Below are 19004 nucleotides of genomic sequence, written 5' to 3' on the forward strand. Positions count from 1 at the left end.
ATGCTGCCGGAAGGAAACAGAAGAATATATTTCAGGAGGGTTTTTACCATGAAAAAGATCTCTCGTCGCAGCTTTCTCGCCGTTGCCGGTGCAGCTACCGCAGCTGCTGCCCTGACCGCATGTGGCGGCTCTTCCAGCTCCACTGCATCCTCTGCCGCCGGTTCCACCGCCGCTTCCACCGCCGCTTCTGCTGCGGGCGATGCCGCCGCCGCTGCCAACGATCCCAAGGTCACTCTGGTCTACGCCGAGGTCAACCCGCTGGATACCATCGTCGGCCAGACCGCTACCCACTTCAAGGAGAAGGTCGAAGAGCTGACCGGTGGCTCTGTTGTCATCGATGTGCAGGCTTCCGGTGTTCTGGGTTCTGAGAACGACGTTCTGGACGCCATCCTGGGCGGCTCCACTTCCATTGATATGAGCCGTATCTCCGCTTTCGCACTGACCAGCTACGGCTGCAACAAGTCCAAGCTGCTGAGCATCCCCTTCACCTTTGAGAACCGCGCACACTTCTGGAACTTTGCCAACAGCGACCTCGCACCGGAGTTCCTGAACGAGCCCCAGGAGCTGGGCCTGCCCGTTCGCGGCATCTTCTACGGCGAGGAGGGCTTCCGCCACTTCTTCACTGTCAAGCCTGTTTCCGGCATCGCTGATTTCAAGGGCCTGAAGCTCCGCGTGTCCAACGACCCCGTCATGAACGGCATGGTCGAGAGTCTGGGCGCAAACCCCACCGTTGTTTCCTTCGGTGAGCTGTACAGCGCACTGCAGACCGGCGTTGTCGATGGCGCTGAGCAGCCCATCGCAAACTACAAGTCCAACGCTTTCCCTGAAGTTGCCAACAACCTGATCCTGGACGGTCACACTCTGGGCGCGATCCAGGCTGTTATCACCGATAACGCATGGGCAAAGCTGACCGAGAACCAGCAGGCTGCCATCATGGAGGCCGGTGCTGACACCCAGAAGTTCAATGCAGACCTGTCTGAGAGCGCTGAGAACAAGGTTCTGGATGAGTTGAAGTCCTCCGGCTGCAATGTGGTGGATGTTCCCGATAAGGCACCCTGGCAGGAAGCATGTGCCAAGGTCATCAGCGACAACACCTCCGATCAGGCTGAGCTGTACCAGAAGCTGCTGGACATGAAGGCATAAGCAAAAGCGCCTTTTCCATGCAAAAATAAAATGGCCCGGCGGGGACAACGGGAAATCGGCCCGCTGTCCCTGCCGGGCTTTTGCTGCCCCTGCCGGGCTTTTATAGTAAAGGAGGAAACCTTATGCCGAAAATCTTTACCACATTGGATAAGATCAAGCCGGCGTACGACATCACCTATAAGGTGGTGCTGTTCATCTGCAAGATTTTGCTGATCCTGGACATCCTCATCACCACCATGTCGGTCATTGGCCGTTACGTCCCCTTCATCCCGGACCCTGCCTGGTCGGAAGAAGTCGTGCTGACCTGCATGAGCTACATGGCCGTTCTGAGTGCAGCGCTGGCCATCCGCCGCGGTGCCCACATCCGCATGACCGCCTTTGATGTCTACCTGCCCAAGACAGTCGTCAAGGTGCTGGACATCCTGGCCGATGCTGCCGTGATGGTGCTGGGCATCATTATGATGGTGGTGGGCTGGAACTACGCTACCACCTTGGGCGGCCGTGGTTTCTACGTTTCCATGCCCTGGCTGAGCCGCTTCTGGATGTACTTCCCCGTGCCGCTGGCCGGTGTTGCCATGATCGTGTTCGAATTTGAGTCCATCTACAACCACATCAAGAGCCTGTTTGTAAAGGAGGAGAATTGATATGACAGTTCAGACACTGGCGATCCTTGTCCTTCTGGTCAGCTTCTTTGTGATGATCTTTCTGCGGTTCCCCATTGCATACGCCGTTGGCCTTTCCAGTGTGTTCTGCCTGATGGTGCAGGGCCAGGCTCTTACGGATGTTTGCCGTCTGATGGTCAAGGGCATTTCGTCCTTCAGCCTGATGGCCGTGCCCTTCTTCATCACCATGGGCGTGCTCATGGGCTCCGGCGGCATCTCTGAAAAACTGATCGCTCTGGCGGATGCCTGCGTCGGCTGGATGCGCGGCGGCATGGCCATGGTCAACATCGTGGCTTCCTACTTCTTCGGCGGCATTTCCGGTTCCGCCTCCGCCGACACCGCTTCCATCGGCTCCATTATGATCCCCATGATGGTGGATCAGGGCTACGATGCCGACTTCTCCACCGCTGTTACCATCACCTCCTCCTGCGAGGGCCTGCTGGTTCCTCCGAGCCATAACATGGTCATCTATGCCACCACCGCCGGCGGCATCTCCGTGGGCAGCCTGTTCCTGGCTGGCTACCTGCCCGGCGCTCTGCTGGCCATCGTCCTGATGATCGGCTCCTACATCATCTCCGTCAAGGAAAACTACCCCAAGGGCTCGCCCTTCAGCATCAAGGGCTTCATCAAGCAGCTGGGTACTTCCATCTGGGCGCTGGCTGCCGTTGTCATCGTTGTCTTTGGTGTTGTGGGCGGCGTGTTCACCGCCACAGAGTCCGCAGCCATCGCCGTTATCTACTCCCTGTTCGTGTCCGTGTTCATTTACAAGGGCCTGGATTGGAAGGGCGTCTGGTACGCTCTGGACGAGTGCGTGAACACCCTGTCCATCGTCCTGATCCTGATCGCCACCTCTGCGGTGTTCGGCAACTGCCTGACCATGCTGCATGTGCCCGATCTGGCCGCAAACGCCATCACCAGCGTGACCGATAACCCCTACATCATCGCCCTGCTCATTGATGTCATCATTCTGGTTCTGGGCTGCATCATGGATATGGCCCCCATCATCCTGATCGCTACCCCCATCCTGCTGCCCATTGCAACCTCCATTGGCATCGACCCCATCCAGTTCGGTATCATCGTGGTGCTGAACTGCGGCATCGGCCTGCTGACTCCTCCTGTCGGCGCTGTGCTGTTCATCGGCTCTGCCGTGGCAAAGCGCCCCATGGAAAAGGTGGTCAAGGCCACCCTGCCGTTCTACCTGTGCATGTTCATCGCCCTGGTGCTGCTGACCTTTATCCCCGACATCAGCCTGGCCATCCCCAAGCTGCTGGGCGGCTACGTCAGCCCCATCCCCAATCCCCTTGGCCCGGTGTTCATCCACTGATGTGCGTGTGAGCAAGTTTCTTCTCCTGAAACGATAACCTATCTGCAAGAGCCATTCTCACGGTGCGATTCCTGCGCCGTGGGGATGGCTCTTTGTTTGGCGATTTTTTTGCCGGAATCTCCAATTTTGCGGCCCCGAAATTGTGATATGATACAAAAATAAAATAACCTATTGAATAAATTGTGACAAAATGGTAATATAAGGCCAACAAATCGGGTGTATGGAAAGACCATCACTCGGATGGGTGCAGTGCGAAACTATTTTGGAGGATACGATTATGAAAATGTTCAAAAAGCTCATGGCTATTGCGCTCGCTGGCGTTATGGCACTGGCAGTTCTGACCGGCTGCGGTTCTTCTCTGAATGGGAAAGAACTCATCAAGCAGATGAACGACCAATTGACTTACACTTCGATGGTCGATCCGAGTTTTAAGAACTATAAGGAGTTCAAGGCCGACAAGGAAATGGATGCAAAGGCTGAGACGATCGCAAAGAAGGTCGCAGAAAAGGCAAAGACCCAGGCTGAGATCGTGACCGTGCTGAAGTCTGACGACGTGAAGAACATCCTGGTGGGCAAGGACGATACCAATATCTACGAGGTCAGCTATGTGAAGAGCGTTTCCTTCGGCAGCAAATACTACCAGACCAACAAGGACATGGTTGACCTGCAGGTTATTGATGAAAACGCAACAAGCCATTTTGACATCACCGCACAGGTGGGCCGTGAAGTGAAGGATGCCGTGGTTGGCGTTGGCTTTGCAGATGCAACGGTTGGCGGCAGCGTTTATACCATCGTTGTCATGAAGGTCCCCACCCAGAAGATCGCATAACTTCGAACGATACCTTTTAACTTGGGCATTGCAATAAGATTGAAACACCCTGAACTGCACCAAACGAATCATTGAATCACACTCCTGCCCCGGAGCGAGCCATGCGGCCTCGCTCCGGGGCCTTTTGCGTTTGCAGTCACATCGCTGCCCGGCCCGGCATAGGCTGACACAGACCTTGGGGAGGAGGAGCCGGGCATGGAAGGACGAAAGCAGGTTGCAGTGATCGGCGGCGACGCGCGGCAGGCGGCAGCGGGCCGGGCGCTGGCGCGGGCAGGATACGCCGTCTGCGGGGCAGAACAGGTGGCCCTTGCGGATTATATTTTGCTGCCGCTGCCGCTGGATGAGACCCGCACACCGCTGGCGGAGCTGCTGCGGGCGGCAAAGCCGGGGGCACTGGCGCTGGGCGGCAGGCTCTCGGCGCAGGCAAAGCAGATCGCGCAGGAGGCCGGGGTCGAGCTGGTGGATTACTTTGCGCGGGAGGAGCTGACCATCTGGAATGCCATCCCGACGGCAGAGGGCTGCCTCGCCATCCTGCTCCGTCAGCGGAAGCGGACGCTCTGGGGCAGCGGGGTGCTGGTGACTGGCTTCGGACCGGTGGGGCAGGCGCTGGGGCCGCGTCTGGCGGCGCTGGGGGCTGACGTGACCATTGCGGCCCGCCGCCCGGCGCAGCGGGCGCTGGCCGAAAGTCTGGGGCTGCGCAGCGTCCCGCTGGCGGCACTGGCCGGGGTGGCCCCGGCGTTTGATACGGTGGTGAACACCATCCCGGCGGTGGTGCTCACCGAGCCGGTGCTGGCGGCGCTGCGGCCGGGAAGCCTCATCGTGGACCTGGCATCCCGCCCCGGCGGCACCGATTTTGCGGCCGCCCGGCGGCTGGGGCTGACGGCGCTCCATGCGCTGAGTCTGCCAGCGGTCTGCGCACCGGAGACGGCGGGCGAATTTGTGGCGCAGACGGTCTGTGAGATCCTGCGGGAACGGGAGGGGAGTGCATGAACACGCAACATCGGGGCAGAGCCGCATTTGCGGTCTGCGGGAGCTTCTGTACGCTGGGCGCGGCAGCCGCGCAGGCAGAGCAGCTGGTGCGGCAGGGCTGGGAGCTGCTGCCGGTCATGAGCTTTGCAGCGTCCCGGCTGGACACCCGCTTTGGGCGGGCGTCGGAATGGAAAGAGCGGCTGGAGCAGCTGACCGGGCATCCGGTGCTGGACAGCCTGCAGGCGGTGGAACCGCTGGGGCCGAAGCGTCTGGCCGAGGCGCTGGTCATCGCGCCCTGCACCGGCACCACGCTGGCCCGGCTGGCGGCGGGCCTGTCCGACACGCCGGTCACGCTGGCGGCAAAAAGCCTGCTGCGGGTGGGGTGCCCGGTGGTGGTGGCCGTCTCCACCAACGACGGCCTGGGCGCATCGGGGGAGAACATCGCCCGGCTGCGCCAGCGCAAGCACTATTACTTCGTGCCCTACGGGCAGGATGACCCGGTGGAAAAGCCGCAGAGCCTGAAGGCCGATCTTTCGCTGCTGCCCGCCGCGCTGGAAGCGGCGCTGCAGGGGCGGCAGCTCCAGCCGATGCTGCGGATGTTCTGAGCGTTGCATTTCTCTTTTCAGCGGGGAAAAAGTGTGGTATACTAAACAAGATCAAATTGACGATGGAGTATACCAGATGAAAAAACAGATCGCCGTGCTGTGTGCGGTGCTGCTCTGCCTGCTGACGGCCTTTGTGCCCGGCGCGGCGGCCGCTGCCCCGGCACTGACCACCACCGAAGCCTACTGCATTATCGATGCGGACACCGGTCTGGTGCTGGAACAGCAGAATATGGACGAAGAACTGCACCCGGCGTCCATCACCAAGGTGATGACGCTGGGCCTTGCCTGTGAAAAGGCGCAGGGCCAATGGGAGGACGTCAAGCTGACCGTCAGCCACGAGGATGTCTACTCGCTGGCGGGCACGGATTCCAGCCACATTGCCCTGCAGGAGGGGGAAGCGGTCCCGCTGACGGATGCCCTCTATGCCACGATGATGGCCAGCGCCAACGACGGTGCGAACCTGCTGGCCGAATACTTTGGCGGCGGCACCATCGCCGACGGCGTGGCCGCGATGAACGCACAGGTGAAGGAGCTGGGTTTGCAGCACACCCATTTCGCCAACCCGCACGGCATCAGCGATGAAGACCACTACACCAGCTGCTACGACATGGCGCAGATCCTGCGCTGGGCGCTGACCCAGCCGGGGTTCGAGACCCTCTTCACCCGGAACGAGATGTACACCATGGCCCCCACCAACGTCCAGCCGGTGACCCGGTACTTCCACCAGCAGGATAAAATGCGGGTGGCGTCCAGCCGGTTCTATATCCCGGCCATCCTGGGTTCAAAGATCGGCTACACCAACATCGCCCGGTACAGCTACGTCTGTCTGGCCGAGCAGAACGGCGTCCGGCTCATCTGCGTGACCATGCAGAGCAACATGAAGACCGATAAATACAACGATGTCCGCACCCTGCTGGACCATGCGTTTTCCACCTTCACCGGCTACACCGAGATCCCGGCGCAGGGCGTGACGGCGCAGCTGGAGGTCGTGGGCGGCGGCGATGCCATGGGCACCGTGACCGTCAGCGACCCCGGCGTCCGGCTGCTGCTGGCCAATGGCCTGACCGCCGAAAACGTCTCGGTGAGTCTGGAATTGCCCGAACGCTACATTTTGGGGGTTGACCCGGAGGCGTATGCGGTGTATACCATTCAGGGCAGTGGATTGCAGGAGTCGGCCAGTGTCCGTGTCAAGGCGAAGATCGAAGGGCTGGAAGAGGTCGTGGCGGCCAACGCAGATGTTTCGCTCCCGGCCTCCCGCAGCCTTAAAAAGACCGCAGGCGGGCTCATCGCCATCTCGCTGGGCAGCACCGTGCTGGCCGCCGTGGTGGTGTTTGCAGTCATCCGCTTGCAGGCAAAAAAGAAAAAGCGAAAGCCAGGAAGTAAGCACTGAATGCTCATGCCAAGGCCTCTCCTACCAGGAGAGGTGTCACCGCAGGTGACGGAGAGGTTGTACGAAGGCGCGCTTCCCGGAAACCGGTAAAGCAAAATGGAACCCTTTCATTTATGCGCAAAAGCCGCCAAGGCTTTTCCAAATAAAACAAAAACGATATTTTTCAAAAAAAACAGAGAGGTAACAATTATGGGCAAGTTCACATTTACGCAGACCGAGATCCCCGGTGTCGTCGTCATTGAGCCGCAGGTGTTCGGCGATGACCGCGGCTATTTCATGGAGACCTATCAGAAGGACCAGTTCGCGGCAGCCGGCATCGACAAGGAGTTCGTGCAGGACAACCAGAGCCGCTCCACCCGCGGTGTGCTGCGCGGCCTGCATTTCCAGAAGAACCACACCCAGGGTAAGCTGGTGCGCGTGACGAAGGGCGAAGTGTATGACGTCGCCGTGGACTGCCGCCCCCACAGCGCCACCTTCGGCAAGTGGGTGGGTGTGACCCTGAGCGAGGAGAACAAGAAGATGTTCTATATCCCGGAGGGCTTCGCACACGGCTTCCTGGTGCTGAGCGACGTGGCAGAGTTCTGCTACAAGTGCACCGATGTCTACGACCCCACCAGCGAGGGCGGCATCCCCTACGACGACCCCACCGTCAATGTGCAGTGGCCGGACTGCGGCTGCGAGCACAAGACCAGCGCCAAGGACAAGCTGCATGAATCCTTTGCTTCCCAGAAGTTCGAGTTCTTTGAAAAGTGGTGATCGCCTGTGGCAAAATGGAAAGGAATGCTCAACGGCTTCTGGCGGTACCGCTATCTGCTGTGGAACCTCGTCAGCCGTGACTTCAAGCTCAAATACCGCCGCAGTGTGCTGGGCGTGCTGTGGAGCGTGCTGAACCCGCTGCTGATGTGTCTGGTGTATTGGGCCGTGTTCAGCAGCCTGATGGATATGCGGGGCAGCGGCATCGACAACTTCCCGGTCTTCCTGATGTGCGGCCAGCTGCTCTTCAACTTCTTCAACGAGGCCACCTCGTCCAGCATGTCCAGTGTGCTCAGTGCGGCCCCGCTGCTCAAAAAGGTGTATATCCCAAAGTATATCTTCCCGCTGGAAAAGTGCTGCTTTGCCATGGTGAACTGCGTGTTCAGCTTCGTGGCGCTGCTGCTGGTGATGATCTTCACCGGGGCACCGTTCCACCTGACCCTCATCGAGGCCGTCTATCCGCTGGTGACCCTCTTCTTCTTCAGTCTGGGTGTGGGGCTTTTTCTGGCAGCGGCTACGGTGTTCTTCCGCGACATCATGCACATCTGGAGCGTCTTCATCACGGCGCTGCTCTATTTCTCCGCCATCTTCTACGACCCCACCCAGATGACCTTCTCCATCGGCGGCTTCAACATGCAGCAGATCATCAAGCTGAACCCGATGTACTGGTATATCACGGGCTTCCGCCGCACGTTGATGTGGGGCATCTCGCTGGATTTCAACATGTTCGCCGTCTGCGGCCTGTGTGCTGTGCTGTCCATGGTGGTGGGCGTCTGGATGTTCCGCAAAACGCAGGACCGCTTTGTGCTGCACATTTAAGGAGGGGAGAAAATGGAACCGATCATCAAAGTGGACAATGTTTCCATGTGCTTCAACCTCTCCACCGAAAAGCACGAGAGTCTGAAGGAATATCTGCTGGCCATGGTGCAGGGGCGGCTGCAATACGATGAGTTCTACGCCCTGCGGGACGTGAGCCTCGACATCATGCCCGGCGATTTTTACGGTCTGGTGGGCCTGAACGGTTCGGGCAAGTCCACCCTGCTCAAGACCATTGCGGGCGTGTACAAGCCCACCAAAGGCAAAGTGACCGTCAACGGCAGCATTGCGCCCCTCATCGAGCTGGGCGCGGGCTTTGACATGGACCTGACCGCCCGCGAAAACATCTACCTCAACGGCACGGTGCTGGGCTTCTCGCCCAAGTACCTCGACGAGAAATTCGACGAGATCGTGGAGTTCAGTGAGTTGCAGAACTTTCTGGACGTCCCGCTCAAGAACTACTCCTCCGGCATGGTGGCCCGCATCGGTTTTGCCATCGCCACCATCACCAAGCCCGACATCCTCATCGCCGATGAGGTGCTGTCGGTGGGCGACTTCCTCTTCCAGCAGAAGTGCGAGAAGCGGATGCAGGAGCTGATGGCGGGCGGCACCACGGTCATTCTGGTGTCCCACTCCATCGAGCAGATCGAGCGGATGTGCTCGAAGGTCGCCTGGCTGAGCCATGGCCGCCTGAAGATGAACGGCGACACCGAGACGGTCTGCAACGCCTACAAGGCAACGCAGCGCGGCGAGGCATAAGCGATGAATGTACGACTGAAACGCGCCAGAGAGCTGGCGGGCTATGCCGTCCAGCTGACGAAGGACGAGGGCCTGGGCACCATGCTGGTGCGGGGCGCGGGCTTCGTCCGGCGCCGCTGCTTTGGCAAAAAGGCCCGCTATCTGCCCGCCAAAAAGGTGCTGGAAGCCCAGCGCGCCGAACGGACCGGGAAGACGGCAGACACCTGCGGCCTGCCGACCATCTCCATCCTGACGCCGCTGTATAATACGCCGGAACGATACCTGCGGGAATTTCTGGATTCCTTCCTTGGGCAGACGGCCCCCAACGGGGAGCTTTGCCTGGCCGATGCGTCCGATGCGGAACACGCCGGGGTGCAGCAGGTCGTGGAGGAATATCAGGCGAAGAATCAACGCATCGTATACAAAAAGATCGAAAACAGGGGCATTGCGGCCAACACGAACGCGGCCGCAGCCCTTGCTTCGGGCGAATATCTTGCGCTGGCCGACCACGACGACATTTTGGCCCCCCATGCGCTGTACACGATGGGCAAGGCCATTTTGCAGCTGCGGGCACAGGGAAAGCCGGACGGCTTCCTTTACAGCGACGAAGCGCTCTTCTCCAAAACCATCCAGCGGCCCATCGTGGCGCATTTCAAGCCGGATTATGCCCCGGACTACCTGCTCTGCTGCAACTACATCTGCCATCTGGCCGTCTTCCGGAAAACGCTGTGGGAGGCCGTGGGCGGTGAGCGCCCGGCCTGCGACGGCAGCCAGGACCACGACCTCTTCCTCCGGCTCATCGAGCTGGTGGGCGGCGCGGCCCATGTGCCTCAGGTGCTCTATTACTGGCGGGTCCACGCCGGGTCTACGTCCGGCGGCACCGAGGCCAAGCCCTACGTGGCCGAAGCCGCAAAAAAGGCGCTGGCCGACCATCTGGCCCGCACCGGCCGGACCGGCACCGTGGAGGATGGGCTTTTCCCCAGCACCTACCGCGTGAAGTGGGACATCGAGGGCGACCCGAAGGTCAGCATCCTCATCCCCAACAAGGACCACACCGCCGATCTGGAAAAGTGCCTGCAAAGCATCTGGAAGAAGACGACGTGGGACAATTACGAGGTCATCGTCATCGAGAACAACTCCACCGACCCGGCGACCTTTGCCTACTACGAAGCGGCAAAGCAGCGGTACGACGGCCTGCGGGTCGTCACCTACCCGGAACAGGGCTTCAACTTCTCCGGCATCAACAACTTCGGCCGGAAAGCGGCTGCGGGCGAGTACCTGCTGCTGCTCAACAACGACGTGGAAGTCCTGAACGGAGACTGGCTCACCGAACTGCTGCGGCAGTGCGCCCACAAGGGTGGTGCCGCCATCTGCGGTGCCATGCTCTATTATCCGGACGATACGCTGCAGCATGCGGGCGTCATCACGGGTCTGGGCGGCTATGCGGGCCACAGTCACAAGTATAAGCAGAAGGGCGGCAGCGGCTACCTGTTCCGCACCGCCACCGTGCAGGACTTCTCCGCCGTGACGGGGGCCTGCCTGCTGGTCCGGGCCAGCGTCTACGACGAAGTGGGCGGGCTGGATGAGCAGTTCGCGGTGGCGTTCAACGATGTGGACTTCTGCCTGCGGGTGCGGGATGCGGGCTACCGCATCGCCTGGACGCCCTATGCACAGCTGGTCCACTACGAGAGCAAGAGCCGCGGCGGCGACGAGAAAGACCCGGCCAAGGCGGCGCGGTTCGCGGCGGAACAGCAGCGGCTCTATGCCATCCACGGCAAAGAGGATATCCTGGACGACCCCTACTACAACCCCAATCTGACCCGCGACCGGGAGGATTTCTCGGAGAGCGACGATCTGCGGCGGCTGAAAGAGGGAACGGTGACCGTACGTTTTCGTGGAGGCGAAGCATGAACATCAAAGGCCATTTTGAGACCATCACCCGGCACAAGCTGCTGGTGATGAAATACTGCTTTGAATGCGGTCTGTACGAACAGGGCCTGGCCCACGACCTGAGCAAATACAGCCCCACGGAGTTCATCCCCGGCTGCATCTACTATCAGGGCGACCACAGCCCCAATGAGGCCGAGCGGGAGGCCAGAGGCTACTCCTCGGCGTGGCTCCACCACAAGGGCCGCAACAAGCACCATCTGGAATACTGGATCGATTACAGCACCAACAAATCCGGCATGGCGGGCATGAAGATGCCCCTGCGCTATGTCTGCGAGATGGTCTGCGACCGGATCGCGGCCAGCCGGATCTATCTGGGCGACCGGTACACCGACGCCTCGCCGTGGGAATATTACGACCGAAGCAAGGGCCACTACATGCTCCACCCGGAGACCCGCGCCCTGCTCGAAAAGCTGCTGAAAATGGTGCGCGACCTCGGCCAGGAGCGGACCTTCGCGTACATGAAGTTCCTGCTCGGCTGTCAAACGGATTACTGAAAAAAGACCTCTCCGGCTGTGTTCGGAGAGGTCTTTTTGTCAGTCGAATTTATCAGTCCAGTGTGACCGGAGCTTCGGGTTTGTTGGCCGTGCGGGCGCTGGTGCGGCCTTCCGGCTCGATCTCACCCGCCGCAGTCAGGCTGATCTTGGTCAGGGTCGGGCCGACCAGCTCATACACGAGCACCGAGAAGAGCACGACGTTCCGCACCATGTGGCCGTCGGAGAGCTCGGCGGCTTCGGCCGCCATGCCCAGTGCAACGCCGGCCTGGGGCAGCAGGGTGATGCCGAGATACTTCTGGATGTTGTCGCTGCAGCGGGTGGCGCGGCAGCTGAAGTAAGAGCCGGAGATCTTGCCCAGCGAACGGGATGCGATGTACACCACGCCGATGAGGAGCACCAGCGGGTTCGAGAGGATGTTCAGATCCAGCTCGGCACCGCTGAGCACGAAGAACAGGATGTTGACCGGCGAGACCCAGCGGTCCAGACGGTCCATCAGCTCATCGGACGTGGGGCAGATGTTGCAGAAGACGGTGCCGGTCATCATGCAGACCAGCAGCAGCGAAAAGCCGCAGTGCACCGGCCCGATCTGGAATGTGACCATGGAGAGGCCGACCGTCAGCAGAACGAAAGCCACCGAAAGGCTCATGCGCTTGGAGCGGGAGTGGAAGTAGATCTCCAGCTGGTTGAGCACAAAACCGGCCAGCGCACCCAGACCCAGTGAGAGGACGATTTCCACCAGCGGCTCCACGATGACGCTGAGGGGGTCGATGCGGCCCTGTTCCAGCGCGTTCGCCACGCCGAAAGAGGCAGAGAAGAGGACGAGGCCGACGGCGTCGTCGATGGCGACGACCATCAGCAGCAGGTGGGTCAGCGGGCCGTTGGCCTTGTACTGCTTGACGACCATCAGGGTCGCGGCCGGGGCCGTGGCCGCTGCGATCGCACCCAGCGTGATGGCCGAGGCCATGGAGATGACATCCGGGCGGAGCAGGTGCAGGATGACCAGCGCGAGATCCACCAGTGCGGTGGTGACGACGGCCTGCAGGATGCCGACCGTGATGGCCTGCCGGCCCATGCTTTCCAGCGTGGTCAGACGAAATTCGTTGCCGATGACGAAGGCAATGAAGCCCAGCGCCACCTGGGTGATGAGGCCGTAGCTCTCCACCTGAGCCAGGCTCCCGAAGCCGATGCCCCAGCTGCTCAGGCCGAGACGCCCCAGAAAGAAGGGCCCCAGCAGCAGGCCTGCCACCAGATACGACGTCACGGCGGGCAGGTGGGCGACCTTGGCCAGCCGGGACATCAGAAGCCCCGCGATCAATGCGAGGGACAGACAGATGAGTAATTGTTCCATGTTCATTGCGGGAGCGCGTTTTACCGTTCGGCTCCCCGATCCTTCCTTTGAATGTGCTGCAAGCGGGGCGGATGCCGGGCCGCCGGGCGCTGCGCGTTGAAATGATGCCTAAAAATTATACTCCATTGTAAGCAAAAAAGCAACAACAGTTCATCTGCTTCAAATCTGAAGTTTTCTTAACGTGCTTGGATACAAGCAAAAACCGGGCTGCTGAAAACGACAGCAGCCCGGTTTTGGAAACATTTGTGCAAAAAATGCAACAGGAATTGTCTCAATTGAATTTGAAGATCTTCTGTGCGATGCGGTAACCGCCCACCACGATGGCGTCGCCCTTGGGGAAGTTCAGGTTGGTGATGCCGCCGAAACCGTAGCGAATGGCGCGGTAGACATCGGGTTTGGTGTTCTCCTTGAGATACTTCCACAGGTCGGCCTTTTTGGCCTGCGCCTCGGCGCTGCCGTCCAGCAGCAGGAAGATGTCGCTGACGGCCATCATCGTGGAAAGGTAGTGCAGCATGTAGGCGCGCAGGCGCTTTTCGTTCTTGAGGGCGTCGAGGTCCTGGCAGGCGATCATGTGTCGGGTCACGCGCAGCTGCTGGTCCACCCGCTTGACCATGACGCTCTCGTTCACGCTCTGGTCCGAGCGGCCGATGAAGTAGCGGTAGAGGTCAAGATCCATGTAGTACATGCTCTTGACGTAGGGCAGCGGCTGGTAGACGAAGATGTTGTCCACATAGAAGGTGTGCTTGGGCAGCACCATGCCGCAGTCCCGCAGGACCTGGGTGCGGTAGATGACCGAGTGCATCAGCAGGTTCTGGTCCGGGCGGAAGTGGCCCACGTGCATCCAGCTGAACAGGCGGTTCTCCGGGAAGACGTTGGTGTAGCGCACGGTGTGGGTGGTGTTGTCCTCCACATGCTCGTAGACGTAGTTGCAGATCATCAGGTCGGGGGCGGTGCCGCGGGCTACAAGAGTCTGCAGCTTGGCCAGTACGGTCTTCAGGGCGGCAGTGTCCAGCCAGTCGTCGCTGTCCACGACCTTGTAATACAGGCCGGTGGCGTTCCGGATGCCCTGATTCACGCCCTCGCCGTGGCCGCCGTTCTCCTGATGGATGGCCTTGACGATGGTGGGGTATTGGGCGGCGTATTCATCGCAGATGGCCGGGGTCTCGTCCTTGACGGAACCGTCGTCCACCAGGATGATCTCGGCCTGCTCCCCGGCGGAGAGCAGGGTCTCGATGCAGTGGCGCATATAGGCCGCCGAGTTGTAGCACGGGACGGCAAAGGTGATCAATTTCTGCATAGGTTGAAATACTCCTTTTTTCATCAGATCCGGCACAGCATTGGCCGGGATGGAGATATGTGTTCTTATTATATCATTTTCGCGCCTGAAAAGCTATCCATTGGAAAAAATCCGTTTGTTATTTCGCGCATTCCGGCAAAAAACGAGGCCATCCCCCTGCGAAACCGGCCGTTTTGTGGTATACTGAGAGGGCTGCGAAGGCAGCTCTCATAGAGTATAACGGAGGAACGCATGGAAAACCCGCATTCGATTCTAAAAAAAGTGTTCGGCTATGATGGCTTTCGCCCCGGTCAGGAGGAGATCGTCTCCCGGCTGTTGGCCGGGCAGGACGTTCTGGCCGTGATGCCCACCGGTGCGGGCAAGTCCATCTGCTACCAGGTGCCCGCGTTGCTGCTGCCGGGCATCACCATCGTGGTCTCGCCGTTGGTCAGCTTGATGAAGGATCAGGTGGGGGCGCTGGTGCAGGCCGGTGTGGCAGCGGCGTTCCTGAACAACAGCCTGACCGACAACCAGAAAGCTCTGATGCTCCGCCGTGCGCGGGAGGGCTGGTATAAGATCATCTACGTGGCCCCGGAGCGGCTGGAGATGCCGGGCTTCCAGCGGTTCGCGCAGGAGCGGGAGATCAGCATGGTGACGGTGGACGAGGCCCACTGCATCAGCCAGTGGGGGCAGGACTTCCGCCCCAGCTATCTCCGCATCAAGGCGTTCGTGGACGGCCTGCCCAGGCGCCCGGTCATCGGGGCGTTCACGGCGACGGCCACGGCCCACGTCCGGGATGATATCCGGAGCTGCCTCGAACTGAAAGACCCCTACGAGGTCACGGCCAGCTTCGACCGCCCGAACCTCTACTTCGAGACCCGCCGCGCCCTGCCCAGCGAGAAGCCCCGCGTTCTGCTGGAACTGGTGCTCAGGGAGCGGGACCATGCGGGCATCATTTATTGCAGCACCACCCGGCAGGTGGACGAGACCGCCCGCCTGCTGCAGAGCCGGGGCATCCGGGCGGCGGCGTACCACGCCAAGCTCGACCCTGATGCCCGGCGGCAGAATCAGGACGACTTTCTGTACGACCGCATCCAGATCATGGTGGCGACCAATGCGTTCGGCATGGGGATCGACAAGCCCAATGTCCGGTTCGTCATCCACTACAACATGCCCAAGGATCTGGAAAGCTACTATCAGGAGGCCGGGCGGGCCGGCCGCGACGGCGAACCGGCCCGGTGCACCCTGCTCTACTCCGGTACCGATGTGCGGACGATCCGGTTCTTCATCGAAAAGGAGATGGAGGCCGACAACGGCCTGCCCGCCGATGTCAAGGCCGAAGCCGCCCGCAAGGCCGAAGAGCGGCTCAAGTATATGACCTTTTATTCCACCACACCGCGCTGCCTGCGGGGCTTTCTGCTGAGCTACTTCGGCGAGGCTGCACCGCAGAAGTGCGGCAATTGCTCCAACTGCCTGCTGGCCGAACAGGCGGCAGAACAGGTGGAGCAGCAGGCGGCGCAGGCCAGAGAACGGGCCGCTGCCAGCGCCAGACGTCTGGCTGGCGGCCGCCGCCGCAATGCAGACGATGCGCCCCTGAGCGAAGCGGACGAAGCGCTGCTGGGCGCGCTGTACGCTCTGCGCAAGCGGCTGGCGGCAAAGCAGAAGGTGCCTGCCTACATGATCTTCAACGATGCCACCCTGCGCGAGATGGCCCGGAAAAAGCCGCTCAGCCTTGACGAGCTGCTGAACATCACCGGTGTGGGCGAAAAGAAAGCCGCCCACTATGGCCGCGACTTCCTCCGCGTCATCGAGGAGATGGTGGAGAGTCGGGGCTGAAAAAACGAACAGGCCCACCGGCGCTGCCGGTGGGCCTGAGATGGTTCAGGTTGTTTGGTAGAGCTTCAGGGTCGCATCCACGACCTTGTCCCACTGGAAGCGGTCGCAGATGTAATCCGAGGAGAGCCATTTGAACATCCGGACTGCGTTGGGGTGCTCGATGGCATAGCGCAGCTTGGCTTCCAGATCGTTCACGTCTCCCTTGCGGAAGGTGATCCCCCGGTCATGGATGACGTTGGTGCATTCCTCAATGTCCGATACCAGCACACAGTTGCCGTAGCTCATGGCCTCCAGCAGGCTGAGGGGCATTCCCTCCAGGTCGCTGGGCAGAACGAACAGATAGGCGTTGCTGTACAGCTCATCCCGCAGCGCGCCGTCCACGAAGTCGGTGAAGAGGATGCGGTCATCACCGACGGCCAGAGCCTTCAGGGTGTTTATGTAATCGCCGGAGTCGGACACGCCGCCCGCAATGACCAGCTTCTTGTCGGTCTTGAGCCGCCTGAAGGCTTCGCACAGATGGTGGCAGCCTTTTTCCGGCACCAGACGGCCCAGAAACAGCAGGTAGGAACCGTATTCCAGCCCGAACCGTTTCCGGATGAGCTCCGGCGGGGCATACGCCGGGCGGTTGACGCCGTTGGGGATGTAGTGGGTCTCGCGGTGATAGGTGTCGCGGAAATAGGTCTGGGTGCTGTGGTTGAGCACGATGATCTCGTGTGCGAACCGGGCACCGACCTTCTCGCCGAAGTGGATGTACCAGGAGCCGAAGCTGCCCTTCCACTTGTCCCGCGCCCAGTCCAGCCCATGGACCGTCAGGACGACCCGCTTGCCGAACAGCCGGGGCAGCCAGCAGAAAGCGGCCGGGCCTTCGGCGTGGACATGCACGACATCGTAAGGGCCGAGCGCCGCCGCAAGGCTGGCAAAAAAGCTGGATGTAACGGCTGCAAGCCCTTTTTTGTCCAGTGTTGGCACACGGCGGATGCGAATGCCACGGTATTCGTCCAGCTTTTGCACTTCATATTCTTTTCCGCTGACGTGCTGGCCGGTACGGTTGAAACAGGTGACCTGATGCCCCTTTTCGACCATCCGCGCGGCCAGCTCTTCAACGACGACCTCGATGCCGCCCTCGTGGGAGGGGATGCGCTTGTGGCCGAGCATTGCGATCCGCATGATTGACCATTCCTTTGTCTGTTGTAGAGGAGCATCGGCAAGCCCTGCGATGCTCTGATATATCTTTCATTCTACACAGTTTTGCGGTTCAGGTCAAGAAAAAATAGAGAATCTGCGAAAATTTGCAAAACCATGTCGAAAGGATGAAATTTATGGAATATTCTGGAAGGTTTCCACTGCTTTTGGGAAAATCCAAATTCAGGATGGAAACTTCTGCGTCAATATGCTATGATATAAGGTGCAGAACGATCTTGCTGAACGAATCCTTATTTTATATAGAACGAAAAGGGAAGGATCTTTATGGGAAAGTATTTTGGGACCGATGGCTTCCGCGGCGAAGCCGGGATCACGCTGACCGCCGACCACGCCTACAAGGTGGGCCGCTTCCTTGGCTGGTATTACAACAAGCTCCGCGAGCGCAACGGCAACAATGAGCCTGCCCGCATCGTCATCGGCAAGGACACCCGCCGCAGCTCCTACATGTTTGAGTACAGCCTTTGTGCCGGTCTGACGGCCTCCGGCGCAGACGCCTATCTGCTGCACGTCACCACGACGCCCTCTGTGGCCTACATCGCCCGCGTGGACGACTTCGACTGCGGCATCATGATCTCGGCCAGCCACAACCCGTTCTACGACAACGGCATCAAGCTCATCGACTGCTACGGCGAGAAGATGCCCGAAGAGACCCTGCTGCTGGTCGAGGACTACATCGACGGCAAGCTCCACGTCTTCGATCAGGACTGGCCGGAGCTGCCCTTTGCTCACCGCGAGCACATCGGCTGCACCGTGGACTACGTGGCAGGCCGCAACCGCTACATGGGCTACCTCATCAGCCTGGGCATCTACTCCTTCAAGGGGATCAAGGTCGGCCTGGACTGCGCCAACGGTTCCAGCTGGAACATCGCGAAGTCTGTGTTCGATGCACTGGGTGCCGACACCTATGTCATCAACAACAAGCCGAACGGCCTGAACATCAACAACAATGCCGGTTCCACCCACATCGAGGGCCTGCAGAAGTTCGTGGTCGAGAATCATCTCGACGTCGGCTTTGCCTACGATGGCGACGCTGACCGCTGCCTGTGCGTGGATGAGAAGGGCAATGTCATCACCGGCGACCACATCCTGTACATCTATGGCTGCTACCTGCAGGAACACGGCGAGCTGATGAACAATACCGTCGTCACGACCGTGATGTCCAACTTCGGTCTGTACAAGGCCTTTGACGAAAAGGGTATCGGCTACGCCAAGACCGCCGTCGGTGATAAGTATGTTTACGAGTACATGGCCAAGAACGGCTGCCGCATCGGCGGCGAGCAGAGCGGCCACATCATCTTCAGCCAGTATGCCAGCACCGGCGACGGCATCCTGACCAGCCTGAAGATGATGGAAGTCATGCTGGCCAAAAAGCTGCCCATGAGCAAGCTGGCCGAGCCGCTGACCATCTATCCGCAGGTGCTGGAAAATGTCCGCGTGACCGACAAGAAGGCGGCGCAGGACGATGCTGCTGTGCAGGCCGCCGTCAAGGCGGTGGCGGAAGCACTGGGCGACACCGGCCGCATTCTGGTCCGTGAGTCCGGCACGGAGCCGCTTGTCCGCGTTATGGTGGAAGCCCCCGACCACAACACCTGCCAGAAGTACGTGTCGCAGGTCGTGGAGGTCATCAAGGCGCAAGGGTATGGCGTCTGAACGACGCCTCAAAAAGAG

General features: G+C 60.2%; 17 protein-coding genes. 14 read left to right on the plus strand and 3 right to left on the minus strand.

The genetic code is table 11. The annotated features are described in order from the left end of the window. Positions 1-48 precede the first annotated feature (48 nt). The 12 genes from DWY95_RS03275 to DWY95_RS03330 all read left to right on the plus strand — a co-directional run bounded on the left by DWY95_RS03275 (position 49) and on the right by DWY95_RS03330 (position 11673). Positions 49-1143 (plus strand): TRAP transporter substrate-binding protein, encoded by a 1095-nt coding sequence (locus DWY95_RS03275; RefSeq protein WP_118552326.1) that lies wholly within the window; start codon positions 49-51, stop codon positions 1141-1143. Between the two features lie 122 nt (positions 1144-1265). Next, entirely contained in the window at positions 1266-1787 is a 522-nt protein-coding gene (locus DWY95_RS03280; protein ID WP_118552328.1) for a TRAP transporter small permease, read from the plus strand. Position 1788: 1 nt separating this feature from the next. Next, complete coding sequence (locus DWY95_RS03285) at positions 1789-3129, plus strand: TRAP transporter large permease (protein ID WP_118552330.1); 1341 nt, start codon at positions 1789-1791, stop codon at positions 3127-3129. 277 nt (positions 3130-3406) lie between these two features. Continuing rightward, complete coding sequence (locus DWY95_RS03290; protein WP_118552332.1) at positions 3407-3958, plus strand: hypothetical protein; 552 nt, start codon at positions 3407-3409, stop codon at positions 3956-3958. 195 nt (positions 3959-4153) lie between these two features. Next, positions 4154-4948, plus strand: coding sequence for a dipicolinate synthase subunit DpsA (locus tag DWY95_RS03295; RefSeq protein WP_118552334.1), 795 nt, complete (start codon positions 4154-4156; stop codon positions 4946-4948). Next, positions 4945-5532, plus strand: coding sequence for a dipicolinate synthase subunit B (locus DWY95_RS03300; protein ID WP_097791567.1), 588 nt, complete (start codon positions 4945-4947; stop codon positions 5530-5532). The genes DWY95_RS03295 and DWY95_RS03300 overlap by 4 nt, the downstream gene beginning before the upstream one ends. Before the next feature lie 76 nt (positions 5533-5608). After that, a complete protein-coding gene (locus DWY95_RS03305; protein ID WP_118552336.1) occupies positions 5609-6922 on the plus strand; it encodes a serine hydrolase in 1314 nt (437 codons plus the stop codon). A 189-nt stretch (positions 6923-7111) separates the two neighbouring features. Next, the gene (rfbC, locus tag DWY95_RS03310; RefSeq protein WP_097791569.1) at positions 7112-7678 is read left to right on the plus strand and encodes a dTDP-4-dehydrorhamnose 3,5-epimerase; all 567 of its coding nucleotides are present in this window, start codon (positions 7112-7114) and stop codon (positions 7676-7678) included. Positions 7679-7684: 6 nt separating this feature from the next. After that, positions 7685-8494, plus strand: a complete 810-nt coding sequence (locus DWY95_RS03315; protein ID WP_242960618.1) for an ABC transporter permease — start codon at positions 7685-7687, stop codon at positions 8492-8494. A 12-nt stretch (positions 8495-8506) separates the two neighbouring features. Next, positions 8507-9250, plus strand: a complete 744-nt coding sequence (locus DWY95_RS03320) for an ABC transporter ATP-binding protein (RefSeq protein WP_118552338.1) — start codon at positions 8507-8509, stop codon at positions 9248-9250. Between the two features lie 3 nt (positions 9251-9253). Beyond that, positions 9254-11140, plus strand: a complete 1887-nt coding sequence (locus DWY95_RS03325; RefSeq protein ID WP_118552340.1) for a glycosyltransferase family 2 protein — start codon at positions 9254-9256, stop codon at positions 11138-11140. Continuing rightward, complete coding sequence (locus tag DWY95_RS03330) at positions 11137-11673, plus strand: DUF5662 family protein (protein WP_118552342.1); 537 nt, start codon at positions 11137-11139, stop codon at positions 11671-11673. Before DWY95_RS03325 ends, DWY95_RS03330 begins: the two co-directional genes overlap by 4 nt. Before the next feature lie 52 nt (positions 11674-11725). On the opposite strand, the gene DWY95_RS03335 is transcribed toward DWY95_RS03330, so the two are convergent. After that, complete coding sequence (locus DWY95_RS03335; RefSeq protein WP_243082560.1) at positions 11726-13027, minus strand: cation:proton antiporter; 1302 nt, start codon at positions 13025-13027, stop codon at positions 11726-11728. A 265-nt stretch (positions 13028-13292) separates the two neighbouring features. After that, a complete protein-coding gene (locus DWY95_RS03340) occupies positions 13293-14318 on the minus strand; it encodes a glycosyltransferase family 2 protein (protein WP_118552344.1) in 1026 nt (341 codons plus the stop codon). A 231-nt stretch (positions 14319-14549) separates the two neighbouring features. On the opposite strand from DWY95_RS03340, the gene DWY95_RS03345 reads away from it, so the two are divergent. Next, complete coding sequence (locus DWY95_RS03345; RefSeq protein WP_118552346.1) at positions 14550-16133, plus strand: RecQ family ATP-dependent DNA helicase; 1584 nt, start codon at positions 14550-14552, stop codon at positions 16131-16133. A 45-nt stretch (positions 16134-16178) separates the two neighbouring features. On the opposite strand, the gene DWY95_RS03350 is transcribed toward DWY95_RS03345, so the two are convergent. Then, a complete protein-coding gene (locus tag DWY95_RS03350; protein WP_118552348.1) occupies positions 16179-17300 on the minus strand; it encodes a glycosyltransferase family 4 protein in 1122 nt (373 codons plus the stop codon). 300 nt (positions 17301-17600) lie between these two features. Here DWY95_RS03350 and glmM point away from each other — a divergent pair, with 300 nt between their 5' ends. Further along, positions 17601-18986: a phosphoglucosamine mutase gene (gene glmM / locus DWY95_RS03355; protein ID WP_118552350.1), complete on the plus strand. Its 1386-nt coding sequence runs from the start codon at positions 17601-17603 to the stop codon at positions 18984-18986. Positions 18987-19004: the final 18 nt, after the last annotated feature.

This window comes from Faecalibacterium sp. AF28-13AC, from assembly GCF_003478405.1.
In the GTDB taxonomy this organism is placed as follows: Bacteria; Bacillota; Clostridia; order Oscillospirales; family Ruminococcaceae; genus Faecalibacterium; species Faecalibacterium prausnitzii_E.